Genomic DNA, 22,432 nt, shown 5'->3' with positions numbered 1-22,432 from the left:
TATTTTAACATCGTCATTTCATTTGGAAAGTGATAGCTTTGTTAAAGCGGTTTAATGGGTCTTTATTCCTAATTAGTGGGAAATAGTTACTGGATAAGTTACTTGATAACCGTTGTTAAATAAGAATTAACGAGAAAATAACGACATTTACAATAACTAATCATGAGGTTGAAACGGAATTTACAAAACCGGTTTAAGCTTGTTTTCGGGTCCGGTACCGTTCCCACATCGGATCACCATGGGAGAAAGAGAGGTTTGACGATTCTTGGCAACCATCGACGACGTCGCGAAGGCATCCGGCGTATCCAAGAGCACGGTTTCAAGCGTGTTCAGTAAGAAACGGCCCATCAGCAAAGAGGTTACCGAGCGCGTTCTCGCCGCGGCCCAATCGCTGCACTATAAGCCGAATTATTGGGCGAGAAGTCTCGCCAGCCGCACCACTCGCATTCTCGGATTGAATATTCGGGGCGAATCGCTTGAATTCGGACAGTTTCATCATTCTTTGCTTAACGGTGTTTTGCGCGTCTGTTACGAGAACGGTTATCGCCTGCTGGTCAATACGCTGTCACCGTCTTATCTCAGTCAAGTCGAGAATATCTCCTCGGATCCGGTGGATGGTGAAATCTTGTTGGACCCCATTGAATCGGACGGCAGGATTGAGGATCGGCTTCAGAGCGGCATGCCCATCGTCATTATCGGCCGTCCGCCGGAGCCTTATGAGGCGCAGGTCAGCTACGTCGATAACGATAATGTCGGCATGGCTGCTCAAGTCACCCGTTACTTAATCGGACTGGGGCATACGGAAATTCTGTTTCTGAACGCGCCGATCTCGAGAACCGTGTCGGGAGACCGCGGCGAAGGATTTAGGAGCGCGTTCAAGCAAGCGGGCCTTCAGCCGAAGCCCAATCTGATGCTGCACAAGCCGCTGAAGGGCGAGTCGGCGCATGCTTTCGGCTACGAGTCGGCGCTCGCCAAGCTGACGGCTTCGTCGGACATTACGGCGGTCATCGCCGATACGGACATGATGGCGCTAGGCGTCTACAAGGCGGCGGAGCAGCTGGGGCTGCGCATTCCAGAGCAGCTGTCGGTCTTCGCGTTCAGCGACGACACCGTGCTCTCGCCGGAATTCTCTCCGCCGCTTACCGGCGTACGGCTCCATGCCGATCGGTTAGGCGTCGAATCGCTGAAGCTGCTGCTCGAACAGCTGAATGCGGATCAGAAAAGCGCCAAACGTGTGCTTGTCCCGACGGAGCTCGTAATTCGCGGCTCTTGTGCGGCTCCGGGCGCGCGCGGTTAATTAGGCAGCCATTCCTTCTATATCTCTTTATTTAAAGTTTTTGTACAGGTTGACAGTCGTTTAGTCGCTCCGATCAGTATTCCAAATTACGTTAACATATAGGAGGTTTTAACGAATGAGAAAAGTATGGATGACGATGTCGACGGTTGCCGTCGCAAGTACGATGCTGCTGTCCGGCTGCGGTACGGAGAACGGAACGAATGATGCGGCAAATACGAATGTGCCGGCAGGCAATAGCGCGAACGCCGGTGGCAATGCTCCGGCCGAGACGCCGGCGGCGGACATGAAGCTTCGTATTCTCGACGCCAACGTCGGTGGCAAGACACCGGAAGAGAACGCGAAGTTCGAGGCGGAGATCAAACGCCTGACGGGCATCGACGCTTCTATCGAGAAACCGGCAAGCGACTACGACCAGAAGGTGCTGACTGCGCTTGGCTCCGGCGAGAAATACGATCTGATCGAGCTTAGCGACCTGGGCAAGCTGGCTACCTTCGTGGATCAGGGCGTCGTCACGGATCTGACCGATTTCGTCACCGGTTCCAACGTGTTATCCGATCCGAAGGTCGTCCCGACGGCAGAATGGGATCAACTGAAGGACAAGGACGGCAAAATCGTCGCCGTGTTCAGCAAGTTTCAAGGTGGAACGATGCCGATCGTGCGCAAGGATTGGCTCGACAAGCTCGGCCTGAAGGAGCCCAAGACGCTGGATGAGTATTACAACGTCCTCAAGGCATTTAAGGAGAAGGACCCCGACGGCAATGGCAAGAACGATACGTACGGCCTCAGCACGTCCGATCTTTACGATATTCAAGGCTTCATGAGCGCGGCCGGCCTGAAGGCGCATTATGTGATGAAGGACGGCAAGCGCATGATTCCGTACGCGACGGAAGCAGCCGTTCCGATGTACGAATGGTTCGCGAAGCTCGTGAAGGAAGGCATAATGGATCCCAACTTCGTAACGAACGATACGGGCAAAATGCGCAATCTGTTCCTCTCCGACCGCGTCGGAATGGTCACATACTGGGATGCTTGGGTCGGCATGTTCAACAACACGCGTAAACAAGAGGATTCGAGCACGACATTCCAAGCGAAAGCGCTTGAAAGCATTCCTAGCGCGGATGGCACGATTCTGATGCGCCGCGGAGACCCGGATTTCTGGATCATTCCGGCTAACGCTGAGCATCCGGACGCCGCGAAGAAATTCCTCGAGTTCTGGCATACGGAACCGGGCATTACGCTCGGAAGCCTCGGCATCGAAGGCGAGGATTATACCAAGGAAGGCGACGTGTACAAACTGACGCCGGCCGGAACGGAGCACAACATGGATCACGGGGTGCCGTTCTGGTACAACCAGAACGTGAAATACCCTTTCGGCAAGCTGCCCGGCGTTCAGGAAGCGCAAGATCTCGTAACGAAGAACGCGACGCTCGAATTATCGCTTCCAGGTTGGCCCGATGCGGAGAAGATCGTCAAGAATTACGCGCTCAAAGCGATGTCCGGCCAAATGGATGCTGCGGAAGCCGTGAAGAAAATGCATGATGAGCTGCTCTCCAAAAACCTAATCGACGAGTAAGCCGTTCCGAACGCATTCGAATGACAAGCAGGCAGGGGAGAACGGATCCCCTGCTTGCCTTGTTTTTCATCCAGATAATGGTACCCTTTGCCGGATAAGGACGTGGATAAAAGCATGAGATTGTTAAAGAAATACGGAGCGCTTTACGTCATGATGGTGCCGGTAATCGCCTATTTTCTCGTCTTCGCCTACTACCCGCTCGTGAAAGGGCTGCAGACCAGCTTTCAAGACTATAAGCTGATGGGCGACCGGCCGTACGTCGGGTTCGCGAACTACAAAGAGGTGCTGCACGATTCGCTGTTCTGGGAAGCAATGGTCAACACGCTCGTCATCGGGGGAGGGATTCTCCTCTTCGGCTTCATCTCGCCGCTTGTGATCGCGCTGTCGCTTAATGAAGTGCTGCGAACCTGGTTCAAAAAGATGGCGCAAATGATCCTCTACGTGCCGCATCTGCTCTCATGGGTCGTGGTCGGCGGGATATGGATTTTCATGCTATCGCCCGACAGCGGGATTGTGAATATGATTCTGGTCCATTTGTTTCACCGAACGCCGATCAATTTTTTGGCGGATTCCGGTTATGCGCGCTGGATTATGATTCTCCTCTCGACGTGGAAGGAGATGGGCTACACCTGCATTTTGTTCCTTGCGGGGATCGTTTCGATCAATCCGTCGCTGTACGAGGCGGCACGCATGGACGGCGCGACGCGATGGCAGCAGTTGACGTACGTGACACTGCCGCAGCTTAATAACACGATGAAAGTCGTCTTCCTGTTGAATACGCTCGGCATCTTGCGGATATTCGACCAAGTGTTCATCCTCCGCAATCCTACGATTGCCTCGAAGGTGGACGTACTCATGATGTATACGTTCCAAAAAGGGATTCTCGAAATCAAGCTCGGCCCCGCGGCGGCGGCCAGTTTCTTCGTCCTGGTTTTGACGCTCGCACTGACGCTCGTCGTGCGGCGAATGACAAGATTTGATGAGGTGTAACGACAATGTCCGATCGATTCGAACGGCTCGGCTGGAAGAATAAAGCTTTCGATACGTTAAACGGTCTTTTTCTATTCGCGCTGATGCTGACCATGATTATTCCGTTTATTAACGTGCTCGCGCTCTCTTTCTCTGCGGGCATCGCATCCATGCGACCGGAAATCGTGCTGTGGCCGAAGCAGTTCAGCGTGGAAGGCTACGAGATCGTCTGGAAAAGCCTCGATATTTGGCGGCCGTTGCTGAACAGCGTCATTGTGACCGTAATTGGCACGGTGATGCACGTGCTGCTGTCCAGCCTGGCGGGGTACGTGTTCATCTATCCTCGCCTGCCGGGGAAGAAGCTGATGCTGACGTTTGTTCTAATTACGATGATGGTGCCGCAGGAAGCGATTATGATTCCGCTCTACGTGGTCAACAAAGACTTGCATCTCATCAATACGCTGAGCGCACTCGTGCTGTCGGGTCTCGTGTCCGGCTTTTCGATCCTGCTCATGCGCAGCTTCTTCTTGAATGTGCCGTACGAGATGTCGGAATCGGCGAAGATCGACGGCGCCGGCGAGTTCCGCATTTTCCTGACGATGTACCTGCGGCTGGCGGCCGCGGGCCTTGCGACCGTGACGTTGTTCGAGTTCGTTGGACGGTGGAACATGTTCACGGCGCCGGTTATGTTTATTAACGATTCCATGAAATACACACTTCAGGTCGCGCTGAAAGCGATGATCATCGACACAAGCAGCAATTCCGGCACCTATTTGGTGACGACGAACGTGCGGATGGCGGGTATCGTTATCAGCATCCTTCCGCTGCTCGCGGTGTATCCGTTCGTTCAGAAGTATTTTATGAAGGGCATCCTGCTCGGAGCTAGCAAAGAATAGGAGGACGCATGATGGATATGAAGAAACAGCGGCTCACGCTGCGCAGACGGATCGGCAAGAACGAGGAACGGACTTACTTGGAGGTGCCGTTTTCGTTAGAAGGATCGGTGGAGCGCATCAATATCTCGTACCGCTACGAACGCGGTGGGGAGGAGACGGTCGTCGATATCGGACTACGCTCGCCGGAGCGGATCGTCGGCTGGAGCGGTGGCGCCCGCGAATCGTTCTTCGTTGGCTCAGAGAAGGCGACGCCGGGTTATTTGGCGGGACGGATTGCCGATGGAGAGTGGGCCGTGCTGCTTGGGGCGTACAAGATCCCCGAAGGCGGCTCGGATGTATTCGTCGAAGTGGAGCTCGTCCGGCCGCATGGGCGCTGGATGAAAGGCGACCTCCATATGCACAGCGTGCACAGCGACGGCAGCTATACGATCGAACAGGCGAAGGATTCGTGCAAAGCCCGCGGGTTGGAATTCATGGCGCTGACGGATCACAATACGTCCTCGCAAAATTGCACGGTGTTTGCTCCCGACGAGCAGTTGCTGCTCATTCCCGGCGTGGAGATGACGAGTTATTTTGGGCATGCGAACGTGCTCGGAGCTTCCGATGCGCTGCAGGATTTTCGCGTGACGACTTCAGAGCAAGCGGACGAAGTGCTCGGAGAAGCGCGGGAGCGGGGTGGGTTAGTATCGCTGAATCATCCGTTCTGTCCGTCCTGCCCTTGGGAGCTCGGCTTTGACGTACCTTATGACGCGATTGAAGTATGGAACGGTCCGTGGCGCGCGTTGAACGAGCGCGCGCTGACTTGGTGGCAGGAGCAGCTCTCACAGGGACGCCGGGTGATCGCCTTGGGCGGCAGCGACACGCACCGGGTAGACCGGTTCGTGAAACACGGGCGTCCGACTGCCTCCGTTTGGACGGAAACCGATACGGTGCAAGGCGTGCTAGCGGGTATTCGCGAGGGCCGCGTCGTGCTGCAGTTCGATCCCGACGAAACCTGTATGGCCCTAACCTCGGGCGAATACGGCATTGGTGATACGATACCGCGGGTGGCCGTCGAGGAACTGGGCGGCGTTCCGCTTACCATCGACATCTGCGGCGCCAAAGGCGACCGCGTGGCGTTATGGTCGGACCGCGGTATTGAAGCTGTGTGGGACATTGCCGTTCAGGCGGCAGCTGTCGAGGCTGGCGAGTGGGAGACGGAAGTCGCGGAAGCCGGCGAATGGACCGTTCACCGGGAAATCGCTGCGATCGTGGCCTTCGACGCATCGGACGATAAGAGTTGCATGCCCATGATCTCGACCGAGGCTGCTGCAGAATCCGATGTCGCGCTATATAAGTTGGAGGCGGAGAACGGTCAGGTTCGCGTGCAGTTTCAGGGCTCGGGCGACCGGCTGTTCTATCGGCTGGAGGCACGCCGCGCCGTGGAAGGGCTGGAGCAGACAGTGATGACCTGCATGACGAATCCCATATACATCGCAAGGACTTAGGATACGGGGGCCTGAACGGGAACTAGCCGGTGAAGCAACCGGCCGGCCGCGAGGCGTTAAGTAACCGTTTCTGTGTTTGCCATGAAAATGCGCAGTTCCTCGCAAGCTTCCGGATGGAATCGAATATATTATAATCGACGCCACCGCACCGATCGCGCACGTCGTTGACGAGATCGTCTGTCAAAGCGAAGCAAAACGGAAGACCGCTATCTGGCCGCCATGCGGGATCTGATGGGGCAGACGGCTTGGCGGAATCAGCAGACAACCTAACACTTCGTGAGCGATCGGACTGGGTGGTTCTCTCCGATTCGCAAAATAGGTAAGGAAGGTTTCGCGTCCCGCATGCCTTCCTAGTCGTTGGGGTACCTCGGACTCAAGCAACGTTGGGTCCGGGGTACCTTTTTCTGTTTTAAGGTAAAATAATTCTAAGCATATCCGTTGCAGGGGACGATACAGGAAGAAAGGAGGTTGGAACGGATGAAGAACGGGGTAATGATGTATACAAGAATTGTGTTGGCGTTCCTAATGGCAATGACCGCCTTGGCGGCATTTATTCCAGTCGGTCATGCTCGAGGTGAAGGAACGATGCTCAAAACGGGCAATTATGTCTATAGTGTCTCTCCGGATGGAGGCAATTCACCGGATCTGCTATCGACCGGTCTGATGGCGGCGGCGAAAGGCGTATTGTATGACGGAACAACCGCCTATGCAGGCTGGATGGGGAAAGCGAAATCGCCGATGACGGTGCATGTGGTGATCGACTTGCTCAGGGACTATCCCCTTGATCAATTGCGTGTGGTGATGAACTCACCGAACAAATACTGGGGCTTCAAAGATATGACCGTCAAATACCGCACGGAAGCGGCGACGGGTTATTACATCGCAACCAGGCATATCAGACAAGGCACCGAGCTGAACTATACGGTCAACGTGCCGATGGCGGGCGTGACGGCCAGGTTCATCGTGCTGGACATCACACGCACGCAAGCCTTTCAGCATATCCCTCTGACGGAAGTTGAAATCACGCAAGGCAGCGGCACGCCGGGGCAAAATCCGAAGCCCTCGTTCACCGCGGAGCAGCTAAAGGCCGAGCTGAACAAGGACGCCTTGCTGGCGGATCGTTACGGCCAATGGATAAACGATGCTTGGCCGGGTAAAATCACCTCCGACGCGCAGCTGCGTCAGAACTATACGGACGAAGCCGTCGCCTTGGCGAACGTCGCATATGACCCGGCAATCTACGATCCTTACGGCGGCATCAAGCGTATTGGGAAATACGAGAGTACCGGCTATTTCAGGCTGGAGCAGGTCAACGGCAAATGGTGGTTCATTACGCCGGACGGGTATCCTTTCTTATTGAAAGGGGTGGATGCCGCAAGTTTATGGGAAGCCGGCTACAAGACGCCGACGCAGAAGCCGGACGGCACGCCAAGGCAAATTTTCGAGCAGCTGCCCGACCGGACGCTCTACGCGCCGGCTTATACCAAGGACGAGAACGGCGAGTACGTCAACTTCATAGTCTCGAATGTAATGAAGAAGTACGGCAGCGATTACGAGGCGAAATGGGGGGATATCACGCGCAAACGCCTGATACAGTGGGGGTTCAACGCCTTCAGCAAGTGGACCAAGCCGAAGGGCGTCGCTTTTCCGTACGTTCAGGTGCTGCAGGACCCTGCTAACTTGCGAAGAATCCTATGGTCGTACGACGTGTTCGATCCTCAGACCGCGCCGATCATCGAGAGTTCGCTAAAGACGCAGCTGCAAAACGCGCGTGCCAGCAAGTGGTTAATCGGCTACACCTACGATAACGAAGCCGGCTGGACAACCGATATCGTCAAAGAGCTGCTGATGTACGGGGCGGATTCTCCGGCGAAGGGCGCCTTCGTCGATTATTATGCCACGCGGCACGGCAGTCTCGATAACGTCAATATGCTGCTCGGCATGAACGCCGTTTCGTTCAACGCGCTCAAGGACACTCCGATCGCAATCACCAAGGTATCCTCTGCGGACGTATCCGGCTTTATCACCTTGGCATCCGAGACGTATTACGCTATGATCCGCGACATCCTGAAGCGGAATGACCCGAATCATTTGTTTCTCGGCTCCACTATCGTCCCTACTTGGCGAACGAGCTTGGATTGGGATCGGGGGGCGATGCCGTATGTCGATGCCTTCTCGGTGGACAGTTATACGAGGGATGGCAGCTGGATGGACGAATACGAGGCTTTCGGGAAGCCGCTGCTCAATCTCGAGCATTCCTTCGGCTCGTCCGACCGCGGTTTGTCATATATCAGCGCCCCTACGAAGACGACCAGTACCGTTGAGCGGGGAGTAGCCTACCGGGCATTCGCGGAAAGCCAGGCACAGAATCCGCTGTTCGTCGGCTCAGGCTGGTATGCTTATTTCGATCAGGCCGTCACCGGACGCGTGGACGGAGAAAGCTACAATATCGGACTCGTTAATCAGCAGGATCAGCCATACACGGATATGGTCAGCATTATGAAGATGGCTCACGCGGGATTGGAAAACATCCATCTGTACGGCATTAACCTCGCCGCCGGTGCTGCAGTCGCGGCCAGCTCGACCCATGTTGCAATGCTTGCGCCCGCTAACGCGGTCGACGGCGACGGGGCGACGCGCTGGGGCTCGAACTATACCGACAACGAGTGGATCTATGCCGATCTCGGCGCGGTCAAGACGGTGAACCGGGTTTATCTGAGCTGGGAGGCAGCCTATGCGAAAGCCTACAAGATCCAAGTATCGAATGATGCCAAGACCTGGACGGATGTATTCGCGACCACTTCCGGGGACGGGGGGATCGACGATATCTCGTTCTCAGCCAAGAGCGCAAGATATGTACGGATGCTGGGTCTGAAGCGGGGTTCGGCTTACGGGTACTCGTTATGGAGGTTTGAGGTATTTGCTCCAACTTCTGGTTAGTGGAACTGAAGTGAGCGGAAATAAGGGAAGCCATTTTTTAAACTAAGCCGGAGCTGCGTTCCGTCATTATTTTGAGCAAAAAAAGTAATAGACTGGACCCAAAAACAACAGCAGGCTTTGAACGAGAAACAAAGTCCAAGACTGCTGCTGTTTAATTGAACAAACGTTCCCCGGTAGTTGTTCGAACAACTAAAATCAACTTCGTCATAGAATAGACTAAGCTGAGATCAATCGAAGCACGCGACATTTAATTATTAATTGTCGGGTGACAAGAACATTATCTCATTAAAGGCGGGGAACTTCATGTGGTATGACAATTTAAGTGAAAATACATTTATCAATATGTTATACAGAGATGTACCTCCACTAAACTGAAAAGTATGGGTTGGGATGACGAGGGTTACCAGGGAACTCCAACAAGTTACTTTTATAAGCCTGAATGGCTTAGGAAAGTAGAAAAATTTTTAAAAAAACAATATCAAAGAAAGGTGCAGTTCTTTAGATTTTCAAAGGAGCAGCACCTAGTTAATTAATCCTCGAAAATAGTAGATCAAGAAACCTCTGTGATTGAAACGGAATATCCTAAGCTTTCAAGTCTTCGAACGGAATTCCTAACAACAGCTGCTTGTTTATGCCTTTCAAAATAGTCTTCGCCTAAGTCTACATACATTTCTTTTCTATATAGCAAACAGTAAGCGATTCTTAACATGGCATGAGCAACTATAATAGCGGCTCGTTTCCTGCCTTTTTTAGCGAGTGCTCGGCGATACATTGCACCAAGGTAGTTTTTGGATGCGCCTACTGAATGTGCAGCTTCTGTTAAAGCGGATTGTAAATATTTGTTTCCCTTCTTTCCTTTGGAAGACTTCCGTTTGCCTGCGCTCTCATTATGGCCAGGAACTAAAGCTGCCGAAGAACATAGATGAGCCGCACTAGGAAACTGTTTCTCAATGTTTGTTCCAAGTTCAGCTAAGATCTGTTCCGCCATTCGAGGAGCTATACCTGGTATGGAGTCCAGGCGTTCTACATCTTCCTGAAATGAGCTAACTCTCTTGGCAACCTCTTGATCTAACATCTCAATTTGTTCCGACAGAAAATCGATGTGGGTTAGAATGGTTTTGATCATTAGACGTTGATGAGGGTTTACGTAGCCGCGCAGAGCCAGTTCAAGTTCGGATTTCTTCTTTTCTAGTGTGCGTCGAGCTAGGTTTGCTAGTTTCTCAGGATCGTCTTCGCCATCTGCAATTGCACGAAGCATATCTTTAGATGAGACGCCCATAATATCGGAAACAACGGACCCGAGTTTGATGTTTGCGCCCTCTAAAACCTTTTGAATTCGATTGTGCTGCCTGGCACGTTCTTCAATGATGCTTCGACGGTAGCGAACTAATTCCCTGAGTTCGCGTTGAGTTCGGTTTGGAATAAAACTAGCCTTCAGCAGTCCGTGGCGAAGTAGTTGGGCAATCCACTCCGCGTCTTTGACATCGGTTTTTCGACCTGGAAGTGCCTTCATATGTTGGGCATTCACCACTAAAAACTCAATGTCTTCGCGTTCAATGAGAACATCCATTGAAAGGTTCCTTTCTACGGCTCTGTAATTGGAGCTGGTGCAACAAACCAAATAGGATTAATCTACCATGAGTGCTTCCCCAAAGGGGAGCGACATTCTGTGATGCACCGTGGTCGTCGGAGTCAGACTAACGGATGGGCTCTAACGCACCATAGTTGATCGACCTTCTTCTCCCAGCCGTAGTAGCATTATTGACGGCATTTCTATTTTCATGCTCTGTGGTGCAGCGCTGTTACTTGCGCTGCATGTATGGCTAACGGGACACTATCGCTCAATACAATACGACGGCAGCTGGCTTGATGGTCAGCTGCCGTTTCCATTGAAGTAATGGGGAGGATTTGTTCCAATTTGTGGTATTATGTATCGGAAGATTTTCGGAAAAATATAAAGTGAAAGTGGTGGATTAGACTGAATGCTAAATACGGATTTATAGATGAAAGTGGGGAATTGAAAATAGAAGCAATATATGACTCAACTGGCTATTTTAGTGAAGGTTATGCGCCAGTTGTTCGCAATGATGTTTGTTCTTTAATCGATTACGAGGGGAATGAGGTTCTCCGTACCAATTATTTTTGGCTGCGAGAATTCCAATGTGGGTTAGCTATGTTTAGCCAAAATAATCGATTTGGGTTTATTAATAAAATAGGAAGTGAAGTCATTCAGGCTAAGTTTCTCAGATGCTACGCATTTCGAGAAAATAGGGCGGTTATTTCGAAGGTTTATCGAGCTTTTGCCCAGCTAACGGGACACAATAGCACAACAAAGAAAATTGATCAAATGGCAGCCTGTTGAGCTGACGGCAGTTTAGTTGAATGGAGAGAAATGATAAAATAAAGAAAACTAAGGACGTTTTGACATTCTCTAATTTAAAGGAGCGCACTTATGATGCTTAGTAAAGATAATACTGTAATTGGTTTTATTGGTACAGGCGTAATGGGTAAGAGCATGGCCGGTCATCTGTTGAAGGCAGGATATTCTATAATCGTTTATAATCGGACAAAAAGTCGGTCAGATGAACTGATCACTCAAGGCGCAGTTTGGAAGAATACTGTAGCGGAGGTAGTTTCACAAGCAAATGTTGTTATTACTATGGTGGGATATCCTAAAGATGTGGAAGAAATCTATTTTGGACAAGACGGAATCATATCAAATGCAAAAGCAGGCACATATGTCATAGATATGACAACATCTACACCATCATTGGCGAGAAGAATTTATTTGGAATCGAAAAAGAATGGAATTTACGCAGTTGACGCGCCGGTTTCCGGCGGCGATATTGGGGCAAGAGAAGCCAGATTAGCGATCATGGTTGGTGGAGACGCTTCTGCTTTCGAAGCACTGCTTCCGATTTTTCAAATCATCGGCAAGAATATCCAATTGCAAGGCGATTCAGGTGCCGGACAACATACAAAGATGTGCAACCAAATTGCAATAGCATCCACTATGATTGGTGTCTGTGAAGCGATCGTATATGCTGAAAGAGCAGGACTTGATCCTGATACCGTATTGAAAAGCATAGAAACCGGAGCAGCCGGGAGCTGGTCATTAAGTAATCTGGGACCGCGAATGATCAACGGAAATTTCGAGCCCGGCTTTTATGTCAAGCACTTCATTAAAGATATGGGGATTGCTCTTGATGCTGCCAAAGAAATGGGATTATTAACACCCGGGCTTGAATTAGCCAAATCATTATATGATGAGCTTGCAAGCAAAGGAGAAGAGAACAGCGGCACTCAAGCATTGTACAAGCTTTTGGCAGGAGAGGTTTAATATTGCGAGTACTTTATTTCTGTCGGTTGACAGGAACATTGTCCGAAAATTTATTGTGCTTTTCCAGTCGAATGGAGGGTCTGTCATGGGTATTAGGAATTATCTGATTGAAGGCGTTTCCGGCGCCGGCAAAACTACGGTCTGCAACGAATTGCAGCGGCGCGGCTACCATGCCATTCATGGTGACCGTGAATTGGCTTATCAAGGCGACCCGGAAACCGGTACCCCGACGGATGGCTTCAAACCCGAACACCACATTTGGCATGTAGATAAAGTAAAAGCTTTAGTCGCCAATCAAGATGAGGCGGTAACGTTTTTCTGCGGTGGTTCGCGGAATTTCCCCAAATTCATTGATCTATTCGACAGTGTGTATGTCCTTGAGGTCGACCTGGAAACCTGTCTTCGGCGGATTGATGAGCGAGTGGCACTGGACCCAACTGACTGGGGTGGCAGACCAGAGGAACGGGAAATCGTTCGGCGCTTGCATCAAACGAAGGAAGGCGTTCCCCAAAACGGGATTTTAATCGACGCCACCGCACCGATCGCGTACGTCGTTGACGAAATCCTCCATCAAATCGAAGCAAATGAACGCCAATGACAGTAACTTGCGGGCGCTCAAGGACAGCCCAATACATCAGTGAACTTGGATACGAATAGAACCATCCACTGCGTTAACGGGCATGATATTTCAATGAACAATGGAGCAGTTTGCGATCCGCAGCTGCTCCATTTTCGTTGCGCTACGTTTTTTTGCTCAGTTATTAAAATGGACATTCCCCCATATATTTGTGATTGTAGTGAAAACAAATCTCAAATGGAGGGATGTCAACTGACACAGGAAGTTAAAGTAAACCAAACGATCGAAAATCAACTCAAGCAGCCGCAACAACTGTTCATCAACGGTCAATTTGTACCTTCGGCAGAAGGCAAAACGTTCGTAAGTTACAATCCGGCAACCGGAGAGCTGCTTGCTCAGGTGCATGAAGGCAAAGAAGAGGATATTAACCGCGCCGTTTCTGCGGCAAGACGCGCCTTTGAAAGCGGTCCGTGGCGTACGATGAGCGCCTCTGAGCGTGGTCGCCTCTTGTTTAAACTTGCCGATTTAATTGAAGCAAACCGCGAAGAGATTGCGCAGCTCGAGTCGTTAGATAACGGTAAGCCGATTCGCGAAACTCGCGCAGCCGATCTTCCGCTTGCGATAGATCATTTCCGCTACTACGGCGGATGGGCAACCAAAATTACCGGACAAACGATTCCCGTTGCCGGTGAGTACTTCAACTACACCCGCCACGAGCCTGTCGGCGTTGTCGGACAAATCATCCCGTGGAACTTCCCACTTTTAATGGCAGCATGGAAACTCGGTCCCGCTCTTGCCGCGGGCTGCACCGTCGTTTTAAAACCGGCAGAACAAACGCCGCTGTCCGCGCTTTATTTGGCAAGGCTCATTCAAGAAGCCGGTTTTCCAGACGGCGTCGTTAACATTGTCCCAGGCTTTGGCGAAACGGCAGGTCAAGCGCTTGTCACTCACCCCGACGTGAATAAAATTGCCTTCACCGGATCCACGGAAGTCGGTAAGCTCATCGCGCGTCAAGCGGCGGACCATGTCAAACGTGTCACCCTTGAGCTTGGAGGTAAATCACCGAACATTATTTTGCCTGATGCGGATCTCTCTCGAGCCATCCCCGGTGCGCTTTCAGGCGTGATGTTTAACCAAGGGCAGGTGTGCTGCGCAGGCAGCCGCGTGTACGTTCAGAAAAAAGCGTATGACAACGTGGTTGCTGACATGGCGTCCTTCGCAGCAAAAATTAAGCAGGGACCCGGCATTCACGCTGACACAGAAATGGGTCCACTTGTGTCGCTGGAGCAGCAGCAAAAAGTGCTTGGCTATATTCGCCAAGGACGTGTGGAAGGTGCGGAGCTTGTTTGTGGCGGGGAGGACCGCTTTGATGCGGGCTACTACGTCAAACCGACGATCTTTGCCGCCGTTGACGAGTCGATGACCATTGCCCGCGAAGAGATCTTTGGTCCGGTTGTATGCGCGATTCCGTTTGAATCCATCGATGAAGTGATCGATCGTGCCAATAACAGTGAATACGGACTTGCTGCCGGTCTTTGGACCGAGAACCTCAAAAACGCGCACTACGCAGCCAACCGGCTTCGCGCCGGCACGGTGTGGGTGAACTGCTATAACATGTTTGACGCCGCTTCTCCGTTTGGCGGATACAAACAATCCGGCATAGGGCGCGAAATGGGGGACTATGCTCTTCGCAACTACACCGAAGTGAAAAGCGTTTGGATTAATATGCAATAACAATAAAGCTTTGGCGAAGCCGCCAAAGCTTTTATTCTACTAACTGATTAAGGGCCTTGATTATTAAACAAATGTAACCGGTTAGGATCCGGGCATTTTGCTTTATATTATTTAGAATTCATCCAGAACTTCTTTTGCTGATGCGTTAGCTGCAGCTTCATTCGCTTCAGGGTTGTGCTGCAATACTTCAGCTGATTCCTCGGAAGAAAATTCCGTATCCGCGGCTCCTGCAACTGGAAGTTTATTCAGCTTAACGGATTGCACATCAGCTTTAGACACTTCATGTTGTTCATTTTGCATACTGCATCCTCCTTATTAAATTTAAATGACAACAAAATCTATATTGCCCATGGGAGGATGATAAATATGTATTTACATCAAGAATGTCCGATGATGATGGACGAGCAAACGTCCGATTTACTTAAAAAAACTAAAATAAGGGGCAGTTATCGGGTTATGTAGATCCAAATATTAACGAACTTGAATGGTTAGAGTCTTCCTCCATCGATTGGGCTCTAATGTGATCCCGTGGTAGTAATGGTTCCAGCGGTTCTCAAGGTAGCAACGGTCCCGTGGAAACAATCGCTAAATATAATTGCTATATCTCCTCAAAGGCTCCTTTCTAGGGAGCTTTTGTATTTAACCAATAAAAAAGCTGAATTCTCAGGTGCAGAAGGGAATTATTTACTACCTCGTTCCTGGCAGGATTGTTACATTGTATGATTATTTAATCGATCGAATATTTCACTTACATACAGGGAAAACAAAAGTAAGACAGACCAAAACATCAGCAGAGGAGTTAATTCACATGAGAAATTTGAAATATCTATTCACATTTTTGCTGCTAGGCTGCTTCACCTTAATGATGGGTGCCGGAATCTTAAGCGCTGCAGGCAATATGACCTCACCATCTACACAAAGTAACCAGTCTTATGACAACCGTTCAATAAATACAAATAGCTACAATGCGACATCAACTGCAGCAGGTAACTATCGCGCTAATGCAGTAAATGATGATAATGACATGGATTGGGGCTGGTTAGGACTTTTAGGTCTAATCGGTTTAGCTGGATTGAGAAGTCGTAACCATGACCGTAATCCTGAGCGTTCATAACTAAAGATTGTTATTTTATAACAAGACCGTGGCAATTGCTCAAGCCATGGTCTTGTCTTGTTACTTTACTTAAAATTATTCGAGTTAACAATTTTCGATTTGAAGGGCTCGGCGCTGTCAGGTTTTGAAGGAGGAATAAAGTGTTCTTTTTTAGTAATATATCCGGTAGAGGTTGTTTATATAGTTTGTTTTTTACCATTGTTGTCAGCGGCTTATTCCTACTGATCAGTAAGATGTTCGGTTTTCCTTTTTTTCTCTTCGTTCCTTTCGTCTTTCTGCCCTTCATGTTTAAAAGAAGATAACGGTTTATGGGTTAAAGTTCCACAAGCCCCGTCTCCAAGAAATAATGGAGGTGGGCTTGTTTTGATATCTATTTGAAAAACCGGAGCACAAGGGGCAACCGGAGCACAAGGATCTACCGGACCGCCAGCCTGCATGTTGTATGATTTGATCTTGTCTAATGACCAATCCTCTTATATAATAAATCGTGTATGATATATTAAAGGGTCGGTGATCACTATGAAAAAGGGTTTAAGCCGATATGTGCTTACCGATGAGATTTATGCTTTGCTCAAGAGACAGATTATGAATCACGAAATCCCTCCTGGCGAGAAGATCAATATTGATCAATTGGCTCGCGAGCTGGAGGTCAGTAATATCCCAATTCGAGAAGCGCTGTCCCGATTGACAGCTGAAGGATTAGTTCACATGGTGCCTTTCAAAGGCATGTACGCGACTGAGATGACGCTGCAAGAATTGGATGAAATTTTTGAAATTCGAATGAACCTGGAAACGCTTGCTCTATCTAAAGCAGCACCTCTCATCCCCGACAACAGAATTAGAGATATCGTCCGGGACATGGAAGAATGGTCTAATAACAAGCCAACGGAAAACGAAGAGAAGCTTCAGCGGATTGCGGAAATGAATCGGAACCTTCACGGTTTACTTTTGCAATACTGCGATAACGAAACGCTAAAAAAGCTAATCAACATGTATATCGAGCGCATACATAGATATTTATCGTTTATCCATAAAGAGATGGAGCTTCAAGTCATTGAAGAAGAGTGGGCGGAGCACATGCTTGTCGTCAATGCTTTGGTGTCCCGCGATTTTGATGGTGCAGCAAACCACCTTCTTCAGCATTTGAAAAACTCGCATATACGTACGAGAAACTTCTTCCTATAATTTTTTTGAAATAAATCATACATGATAAATGATTAATTGTTGTGGGGCGATTAGACGAGTTAGTGGGGAAAACGGCTATCGTGACCCGGGGAGGTCCACTCCTCAATCCGGTTTCATTACGGGCGTAGCTCTTCCAGTAGATGGGGGAGCGTCACTCGGTTACTAATAGTTTCATACTTTCATATCCAATGAATGGAGCGGTTACCAATGAAAATTACGAATGTAGAAACGTTTGTCCTGCACGTACCGATCACACCTCCGATTACTGATGCCATTAACGTCGCGACGCATTGGGGCTTAGCCGGTGTCCGCATCTATACGGATGAAGGCTTTATCGGATATGGATATACGGGAACTTGCGCCCATGGCGACGATATGATCGCCGATACAATTGAAAAGTATTACAAACCTCTATTAATCGGTAAAGATCCGTATATGGTAAAAGAGCTGTGGGACGAGATGCGCTTTGGTAAAATGCACTGGATTGGCAGAGCTGGAGTTACGCACATGGCACTCGCGGCGGTGGACATTGCATTGTGGGACATTATGGCAAAAGCATCGAATAGGCCGCTCTGGCAACTGCTTGGCGGAGCGAAGTCCAAGCCGATTAAAGCGTACAACACGAACGGCGGATGGCTCAATTGGTCGAAAGAGCGCCTGCTGAAGGATGTGGCAGCGATCGTCGAGTCGGGCTTTACGGGTATCAAAATTAAGGTCGGAAAGCAGGATCCGCGCGAAGATTACGACCGCTGTAAAGCGGTTCGCAAGTTAATCGGTGACGACATTATATTTATGATCGACGTCAACCAACAATGGAACATCAATACAGCGATGACGTGGGGCAAGAAGCTTGAAGAATTCGATCTGTTCTGGCTCGAGGAGCCGCTCAATCCGGACGATATCATGGGTCATAAGAAGTTGGCCGATGAACTGAACGTACCGATTGCGCTTGGCGAGCATGTTTATAACAAATACGCCTTCCGCGATTATATTCATCAAGGTGCCGTAGAATACTGCCAAGTAGATGTGACGCGCGTAGCCGGCATTACCGAGTGGCTGCAGGTTGCGGGACTGGCTGCATCTTACGATGTACCGATCTGTCCGCATGTCGGAGATATGGGTCAAATCCATCAGCATCTCGTTGCCTCCACTCAGAATGCGATAATGCTGGAGTATATCCCTTGGATTCGTCACATCTTTGAAGAGCCGGCTACCGTCAAGGAAGGATTCTACGTGCTGCCTGAAATGCCAGGTGCTTCAACGACTATTTTGCCGATGTTCTTTGATGAATACCGAGTAAGGTAAAACGAAAGAAAAATGGATAAGTTCCGGATGGCTTCCTTCATCGGGAACTTTCCTAGATGGAAAGAACCCGAACAATGGGAAATTGTTCCGGGTTCTTTTAGTTACCTAATGGTCTTATTCAGCTTTTTCTGATCTTCCGGCAGCTTTGCGAACTTCTCGCGGTACATGTCCAACACGCGTTGGTAGCCCATTCTGCCAAGTTCTTCTTGAAACGAGTTCCAGTCGCTATCCATGTTCAGCTCGCCGGTGACGAACTTGATCAGCTTCCCCGTTATAAATTTGTCTAACGGGGTCATAATCTTCGTAATCGTGTTTAGCTCATCCTGCTTGAACGGAACAGCCGGCCCATCGAAGAAACCGATCCGGCTTGCGTTTTCGTTATAGGACTGCTGCGCTTCGAGCCCCAATGCTCCCCAGCTTCGCTTATACTCCGCATCTTGATCGTAGGGCACCCAAATACCGGTTCGGCCGTCGATACCTAGCTGCTGCGGCGGAACTGTCCCCTTCGGATTCAATTTCGTTTGAATCTTGGACGTATACGTACGCTCCCCGTTAGCCCAAACGAACGTATCTCCTTCGATCCCCCAATTGACAAGCTCCATCATTTCAGCCGAATATTGCGCATCAAGCAAGCGGATCAATTCGTCGATATGTTTGGATTTAGCGTTGATCGCGATGACCCAAGTTCCCTGCGTATTCGGGTACTGAACTTTCTCGAGTGCTTGCAGGCCGGTATCGGTAATGAAAGGGAGGACTGCTTTCAAGTTAAAGAAGGAATCTTGTTTTTTTCCTTTTTCCTGCCACCCGTCCATCTCTATAAAATAATCGTTAAATATAGCGAATGTTTTGCCGGATGTAATGTTCTCGAAATACTGCGACTCCGCGGTCGTTGCAAAATCGGGATCAATCAGCTTCGCCTCGTAAAACTTCCTGGCAAGCTCAACCGCCTTCTTGTAGTTGCTCTCCACAGGTCCGAACTTATAACTCAAATCTTCGTTATTGAAGTAAATGCCGTAATGCGTGTGATAGGCCATGAAGAAGCTTTCCAAGAGCCGGTTCGGCCCCCACCGATTCGAAATCGGCTTCGAATCCGGATACATGTTCTTGAGCTGCTTGAGCGAATCGTATAACTCATCGAACGTCTTCGGCAGCAGCATTCCGTTGCGATAGAAGATATCCGCACGCAGCATATAGCCGACCGGCATTTGCCCATACGTGTTGAAGCCGTCAATCCCATACAGCTTGCCATCCTCGGTGACGATGCTGCGGTAGATTTGCGGGTACTTGCTTATCCAGCGCTGCAAATTCGGCATCCGATCCAAGTAGGGCTGTAGATCGAGCAACATCCCTTGTGGACCGAACCGCTGCACCATATCTTTATCGATGATGAAGATATCCGGTTTCTCTCCGGACGAGGCCAGCAGCTGCTTGATGCGTTTGATATAATCGTTCACCGGAAACTGAATCCAATCGAACTTCAACTGCGTAAGCCGCTCGTACTCGAGGTCGATCATCGTATTCCGTTCCCTAGCGAAGGAAGGGACGGCCGCTTTAATTACGATCGGCGGCTCAGCTTGCTTGCCTTCAGCCTTCTTATCGAATACGACGAACAGACAAGCAGCTGCAAGCAGAAGTACCGCGGTCAGAAAGGATACTAGGATGATTGTTCGATGTCTGTACAGCATATGTCTCATCACCTCTCTGCTGCTGCTTGTTGATGCAGCGCTTGGTTGCCCTTGCGGTACTCGTTAGGCGTCACGGCTTCGAGCTTCTTGAACATGCGAATAAAGGCGTTCGCATTATTGAAGCCAACCTGCTTGCCGATGTCATTTACCGTAATAGCCGAGCCAACCAAGAGTTTCTTCGCTTTATCGATTCTTAGCCCATTAATGTAGTCGGTAAACGTAACGCCTAGCTGCTTCTTGAAATATTGCGAAACATAGTTGGCATTCATGTTGAAACGATCGGCAATCATCGTCAAATTGGCCTCCGGCAAATGCTGCGCAATATAATCCAGCATCCCATTAATCGTCTTCGACGATTGGAGCTGGTTCTGGATATGAACGGATAGCGCGCGATAGATATCTCGGCATAAGGACTCCAAGATCCGGGGATCTTGAACGGTGCCGATGTAAGGGATGACTTCGTCGGCAGGCATGTCAAATAAAGATTGATCGTCTATGCCGCGAACATAGACGATCTCGACCGCGAGATAGAGCAGATCGCTCGCCAGCTGTTTGAACAGTTTAAACGGCATGTCCTGATTGCGCGCCTCCCCAAGCAGCTGTTCCAACAAATGAGCGGCGCCCTCCACATTACCGTGATCCAAATGCTTGTATAGCATTTCTTTCTTGTCTGCCGCGAGATAAGCGCTAGCTCTGCCGCCTCGGGATTCATCCGCGTCCGTAAATAGGACGCCCTCTTTGTTCACGCTTCGCAAATCCAAGACAGCACAAGCTTCTTTATAGGCCTTCGAGGTTTGCTCTAATGGATGAAATATCGGGCTGATACCTACAGCTAGATTTACGCTAGCACGATGATCCTCTAGGAATGCCGCGAATAAATCGCCTAACCGCTGGACACTAGCATGTATGTCCTCCGCGTTATGTTCCTGTAAGAAGAGAACGCTCTCATGCTCTGAAATATCAAGCGCAGGCTTGTTGAAGTCAGCTAAAAGCCGTTTCAAATCTGCAGGTGATCGCTCGCTCCAAGCGGAGAAGCCGACTCTGACGACCGCAAGGGCGAAGCAGTCCCCGCCACGAAAAAAATCGTATTTCTGCTGCAGGCGGTCGATGTCTGCCTGATCAATCTGCTGATTCAGCGCACGGTAAAGCAAGATTTGCAGGAGCGAGGGCATGCTTTCCTGATGAAACTGCTGCAATGACGTCATATTTTCTTTTATATAATCGTATTCTGATCCGCCATGCTCGAAAGGGGACATTGCAAAGCGTTTCATCTGAATGACGATCTCTGCCAGCGGCGAATAGATGCCCCGCGTGAATACGGCCGAAATGAACGTCCCGATCAGCATGAACAAGACCATTACACCGATGGTCCAATATAGAAAATGGTTCGTTGGGCCGGTCAGCATGTGCTCCGGAGTCACGATCAGGAATCCAAGATTACTCCAGGTCGAATGTTGAAAAGACAGCATGTACCGTTCACTGCCGATTTTCACGGTCGATTCGGTGCTGCCGTCGGTCACATTCAAGGGGAGTGACTTTGCATCGAACGTTTCGCCAAGCTTTTTGCGGTCTGTTGTGCTAATAAATCGGTTATGAAGCGTATCGACGAGGTAAATATCTCCCTTTTTCGTAATGTTCATGTCATCAATCAATCGATAGATTTTTTGTTCGTCTATATTAATGGTCATGTAGCTGCGCGCACGAGCAAGGCTTTCGATGTTGAGAAGAAGCGGAACGATGCTCTTATATCGTTTCTCTCCGGAGTCGCCGCTCTGCGTCGTTACGTCGGTAGCGGGGAAGATGGAAGAATCGCTGCCACTCTCGGGCGCGTTGTTCCAGAAGGCTTGCGGGTAGTCCTTGTAGCGATAATGTCGATTGAAATAAAAAGTCGGATCGTAGGATCCGGAACCGGCCAGTACAGTATTAAGGTTCTGGAAATAGATAAAGGCATCATCGACTACATCATCGCTAATATACAGATCGTACAGCTTATTGCTCAATTCGAAAGAGGTGGAGCTATAATTCTTTTGCGATTTGTCCGTCATGGCAACCAGATTGAGAAAATCGGTATCGGAGGCAATGCTATAGCCTTTGTCTTTAAGCTTGTTGAACAAGCCATCAAGCGACGAGGAGACAGCGCGCAAATAGTTCCGGTTCGATTCTTTCGCGTCGTCGATCATCCGGTAGTTCGAATAAACAGCTATCGTGGCGGACGAAACCATCAGCAGCACAGTCAGCACAAAAAAGCGCAGGAAAATGCTAACCAGCGTCTTCTTCTTCATGCTGGCCGTCGCTTTGCGCGGAATCGACTTCAACAGTTGTATCATGGT

At 49.8% G+C, this 22,432-nt stretch carries 17 protein-coding genes; 13 read left to right on the top strand and 4 right to left on the bottom strand.

Going from position 1 to position 22,432, the window contains the following annotated elements; all coding sequences use genetic code 11:
- Positions 1 to 265: 265 nt before the first annotated feature.
- From I8J30_RS09090 to I8J30_RS09065, 6 genes are all read left to right on the top strand, one after another.
- Positions 266 to 1,297: a LacI family DNA-binding transcriptional regulator gene (locus tag I8J30_RS09090; RefSeq protein ID WP_210657342.1), complete on the top strand. Its 1,032-nt coding sequence runs from the start codon at positions 266 to 268 to the stop codon at positions 1,295 to 1,297.
- A 115-nt stretch (positions 1,298 to 1,412) separates the two neighbouring features.
- On the top strand, positions 1,413 to 2,870 hold the full coding sequence (locus tag I8J30_RS09085; protein ID WP_210657340.1) for an extracellular solute-binding protein: 1,458 nt from the start codon (positions 1,413 to 1,415) through the stop codon (positions 2,868 to 2,870).
- A 114-nt stretch (positions 2,871 to 2,984) separates the two neighbouring features.
- Complete coding sequence (locus tag I8J30_RS09080; RefSeq protein ID WP_210657338.1) at positions 2,985 to 3,860, top strand: ABC transporter permease subunit; 876 nt, start codon at positions 2,985 to 2,987, stop codon at positions 3,858 to 3,860.
- 5 nt (positions 3,861 to 3,865) lie between these two features.
- Positions 3,866 to 4,735, top strand: a complete 870-nt coding sequence (locus I8J30_RS09075; RefSeq protein WP_210657336.1) for a carbohydrate ABC transporter permease — start codon at positions 3,866 to 3,868, stop codon at positions 4,733 to 4,735.
- An 8-nt stretch (positions 4,736 to 4,743) separates the two neighbouring features.
- Positions 4,744 to 6,222, top strand: coding sequence for a CehA/McbA family metallohydrolase (locus tag I8J30_RS09070; protein ID WP_210657334.1), 1,479 nt, complete (start codon positions 4,744 to 4,746; stop codon positions 6,220 to 6,222).
- 477 nt (positions 6,223 to 6,699) lie between these two features.
- On the top strand, positions 6,700 to 9,162 hold the full coding sequence (locus I8J30_RS09065; RefSeq protein WP_210657332.1) for a discoidin domain-containing protein: 2,463 nt from the start codon (positions 6,700 to 6,702) through the stop codon (positions 9,160 to 9,162).
- Between the two features lie 550 nt (positions 9,163 to 9,712).
- Here I8J30_RS09065 and I8J30_RS09060 read toward each other — a convergent pair.
- Positions 9,713 to 10,732, bottom strand: coding sequence for an IS110 family RNA-guided transposase (locus I8J30_RS09060; protein WP_240547917.1), 1,020 nt, complete (start codon positions 10,730 to 10,732; stop codon positions 9,713 to 9,715).
- A gap of 402 nt (positions 10,733 to 11,134) precedes the next feature.
- On the opposite strand from I8J30_RS09060, the gene I8J30_RS34195 reads away from it, so the two are divergent.
- From I8J30_RS34195 to I8J30_RS09040, 4 genes are all read left to right on the top strand, one after another.
- The gene (locus I8J30_RS34195; protein WP_420831219.1) at positions 11,135 to 11,524 is read left to right on the top strand and encodes a WG repeat-containing protein; all 390 of its coding nucleotides are present in this window, start codon (positions 11,135 to 11,137) and stop codon (positions 11,522 to 11,524) included.
- A gap of 93 nt (positions 11,525 to 11,617) precedes the next feature.
- Positions 11,618 to 12,502, top strand: a complete 885-nt coding sequence (locus I8J30_RS09050) for an NAD(P)-dependent oxidoreductase (RefSeq protein ID WP_420831218.1) — start codon at positions 11,618 to 11,620, stop codon at positions 12,500 to 12,502.
- A gap of 85 nt (positions 12,503 to 12,587) precedes the next feature.
- Complete coding sequence (locus I8J30_RS09045; RefSeq protein WP_210657326.1) at positions 12,588 to 13,100, top strand: AAA family ATPase; 513 nt, start codon at positions 12,588 to 12,590, stop codon at positions 13,098 to 13,100.
- 216 nt (positions 13,101 to 13,316) lie between these two features.
- Positions 13,317 to 14,813 (top strand): aldehyde dehydrogenase family protein, encoded by a 1,497-nt coding sequence (locus tag I8J30_RS09040; protein WP_210657324.1) that lies wholly within the window; start codon positions 13,317 to 13,319, stop codon positions 14,811 to 14,813.
- A gap of 111 nt (positions 14,814 to 14,924) precedes the next feature.
- Here I8J30_RS09040 and I8J30_RS09035 read toward each other — a convergent pair whose 3' ends face one another.
- Positions 14,925 to 15,113, bottom strand: coding sequence for a hypothetical protein (locus I8J30_RS09035; RefSeq protein WP_210657624.1), 189 nt, complete (start codon positions 15,111 to 15,113; stop codon positions 14,925 to 14,927).
- Between the two features lie 508 nt (positions 15,114 to 15,621).
- Here I8J30_RS09035 and I8J30_RS09030 point away from each other — a divergent pair.
- The 3 genes from I8J30_RS09030 to I8J30_RS09020 all read left to right on the top strand — a co-directional run bounded on the left by I8J30_RS09030 (position 15,622) and on the right by I8J30_RS09020 (position 18,417).
- Entirely contained in the window at positions 15,622 to 15,927 is a 306-nt protein-coding gene (locus I8J30_RS09030) for a WGxxGxxG family protein (RefSeq protein WP_240547916.1), read from the top strand.
- A 519-nt stretch (positions 15,928 to 16,446) separates the two neighbouring features.
- The gene (locus I8J30_RS09025; protein WP_210657322.1) at positions 16,447 to 17,112 is read left to right on the top strand and encodes a GntR family transcriptional regulator; all 666 of its coding nucleotides are present in this window, start codon (positions 16,447 to 16,449) and stop codon (positions 17,110 to 17,112) included.
- A gap of 207 nt (positions 17,113 to 17,319) precedes the next feature.
- Positions 17,320 to 18,417 carry a mandelate racemase/muconate lactonizing enzyme family protein gene (locus I8J30_RS09020; RefSeq protein WP_210657320.1) on the top strand — a complete coding sequence of 366 codons (1,098 nt, stop codon included), beginning with the start codon at positions 17,320 to 17,322 and terminating at the stop codon, positions 18,415 to 18,417.
- 101 nt (positions 18,418 to 18,518) lie between these two features.
- Here the strand turns inward: I8J30_RS09020 and I8J30_RS09015 are convergent, their stop codons facing one another.
- Both I8J30_RS09015 and I8J30_RS09010 read right to left on the bottom strand, forming a co-directional pair.
- The gene (locus I8J30_RS09015; RefSeq protein WP_210657318.1) at positions 18,519 to 20,102 is read right to left on the bottom strand and encodes an extracellular solute-binding protein; all 1,584 of its coding nucleotides are present in this window, start codon (positions 20,100 to 20,102) and stop codon (positions 18,519 to 18,521) included.
- Between the two features lie 8 nt (positions 20,103 to 20,110).
- Positions 20,111 to 22,429 carry a helix-turn-helix domain-containing protein gene (locus I8J30_RS09010; protein WP_210657316.1) on the bottom strand — a complete coding sequence of 773 codons (2,319 nt, stop codon included), beginning with the start codon at positions 22,427 to 22,429 and terminating at the stop codon, positions 20,111 to 20,113.
- Between the last annotated feature and the right edge of the window lie 3 nt (positions 22,430 to 22,432).

It is taken from the genome of Paenibacillus lignilyticus (genome assembly GCF_017942085.1).
GTDB classification, from domain to species: Bacteria; Bacillota; Bacilli; order Paenibacillales; family Paenibacillaceae; genus Paenibacillus_Z; species Paenibacillus_Z lignilyticus.
This window is presented reverse-complemented; position numbering and strand designations above follow the sequence as displayed.